The organism is Pseudoalteromonas sp. SR45-5 (assembly GCF_014163565.1).
In the GTDB taxonomy this organism is placed as follows: domain Bacteria; phylum Pseudomonadota; class Gammaproteobacteria; order Enterobacterales; family Alteromonadaceae; genus Pseudoalteromonas; species Pseudoalteromonas distincta.
Genome location: NZ_JACJDN010000658.1, coordinates 1 through 2,116, shown reverse-complemented (window position 1 = coordinate 2,116; position 2,116 = coordinate 1). Strand labels below are relative to the sequence as shown.

General features: G+C 36.6%; 1 protein-coding gene. It reads left to right on the top strand.

Features of this window, described 5'->3' with window-relative positions; translation table 11 throughout:
- The first annotated feature begins 447 nt into the window (after positions 1 to 447).
- Positions 448 to 2,115 (top strand): methyl-accepting chemotaxis protein, encoded by a 1,668-nt coding sequence (locus H5072_RS17675; protein WP_182694297.1) that lies wholly within the window; start codon positions 448 to 450, stop codon positions 2,113 to 2,115.
- Position 2,116 lies beyond the last annotated feature (1 nt).

Here is a 2,116-nt window from a genome sequence, read left to right as displayed (position 1 = left end):
AGGAAGATAGGGTTATTATATGTTAATAAAAAATTAATCTCTACATATCAATTTAACCTTGAGGTCAATGTTTATACTCGCTTACAAATAATCTAACTCGCTGCAATTAAAACTAATTAACTTAAATAAAAGCAGTAAGGCTACGTGGATATTATTTATAGAGAGTGTTTTAAATAATGGATAAACGTTGGATGAATTATTTTTATTAAGACTAAGGTCTCTGCGTTATTGGTGTCTAAAATGCCGAGTTGGGATTATAATATGGCTAAGCTGACTTCTAACTAACTTGGTCCTACCTAATTTTACCTATGCTTTTCTTAATATAAGTTTAAAGCGATATAAATGAGCGAAGTTATTTTGGGCAAATAAGTAAATCTGCAAACTATATTCGTTTTGCTAGATTTTAGTTGTTGCTGCACACACACCTTTATTCACCTCGGAGAAAAAATGAGTAATTTAAGCTTGAAAAACAAATTGCTGTTACTAGCTATTTTACCGCTAATGCTACTTTTGATCAGCTTAATGCTGAGTTCTTATTATTTAGAGAATAAAAATCAGCAACAAAATTTTGAAGCATTTCAAACTAAGTTAATAAGTGACAAGCAAACGTTACTAAGTACCGAAATTGAAATTGCTAGCAAAATTGTTCGTTATCAATTAGCAAATGGCTCTGAGCAAGATGCTAAAAACGCTTTAAGAGACTTAACATTTGGCCAAGGTGGTTACTTTTTTATATACGACACCAACGGCATTAGTGTTTTTCATGCATTACTAGGTGATGCTATTGAAGGGCAAAACAAAATAGGGATGACTGACCCTAACGGTAAAAAAATAATAGTGGGCTTATTAGAGCAAGCTAGAAAAGGCGGCGGCGCTTTTAACTATCATTTTCAAAAACCAAATACCACAGGCTTAGTTGAAAAGATGGGCTATGCAGCAATGATACCAGGCACAAACTGGATGATTGGTACTGGTGCATATATGGATGATATAGACGCAGAGCTACTTAAATACCAAACAACAATGCAAGAGCACATGAATGATAAGGTAATGACCTTATTATTAATTGCTTTATTTTGGGTTGTTTTAACAATTATATGTGCGTTAGTTGCCGCAAACACAATGGTAAAACCAATACAGCGCATGGCGCAAAGCCTTGACGATATTGCAAAAGGTGAGGGCGATTTAACTAAGCGTCTAGACATTGATACTAATGATGAAATAGGTCAACTTGGCGAAGCATTTAATATGTTTGTAAATAAGCTACATGGCATTATTGCTAATGTGGTTGATGTAACACACGATGTAAAAACAGCTTCTGGTGACATAAATACACAAACACGATTAATTGAAGACAAGTTACTTAATCACAATCATGAAACAGACCTTGTTGCAACGGCTATTACCGAAATGTCGGCTACTTCTCATGAGGTGGCTCAAAATACAAACCAAGTGGCAGAGTCAACTCAAGCGGCAACGCAAGAAGTTGCTAAAGCTCAAGAGTGTGTTGATATTTCACTCTGTGAGGTTTCAAACTTAATGGGCGAAATTAACCTAGCTGCTGAACAGGTTGATTCACTCAGTGATCAATCTAAAAAGATTAATAGCGTTCTAAGTGTAATTGGTGGAATTGCTGAGCAAACAAACTTACTTGCACTCAATGCTGCAATAGAAGCTGCGCGAGCAGGTGAGCAAGGCAGAGGGTTTGCAGTTGTAGCCGATGAAGTAAGAAGCCTAGCAAGTCGTACTCAAGTTAGCACACTAGAGATTAGTGAAATGTTGAGTGAGCTACATAATTTAGTATCAGATGCAGTTGCAGCAATGCAAGCAAGCCAAAGTAGTTGTAATCGCTCTGTTGAATCCTCTCGTGCTATTTCAGAAAGTTTAGGCGCTGTAACAAGCTCAGTTAGATCAATTAACGACATGAGCACACAAATTGCGACAGCGGCGCTGGAGCAAAGTAGCGTTACAGAAGAAATAAACCGTAATGTATTTGCTATTCAAGAAATAGTTAATGAGCTAACTATTTCAAGTAAAACCACCTCTTCAGTTGGTCAGCATTTAGCTGGGCGTGGTGAAAGCTTAGGACACTTAGTTGGCCAGTTTAAGATTTAAC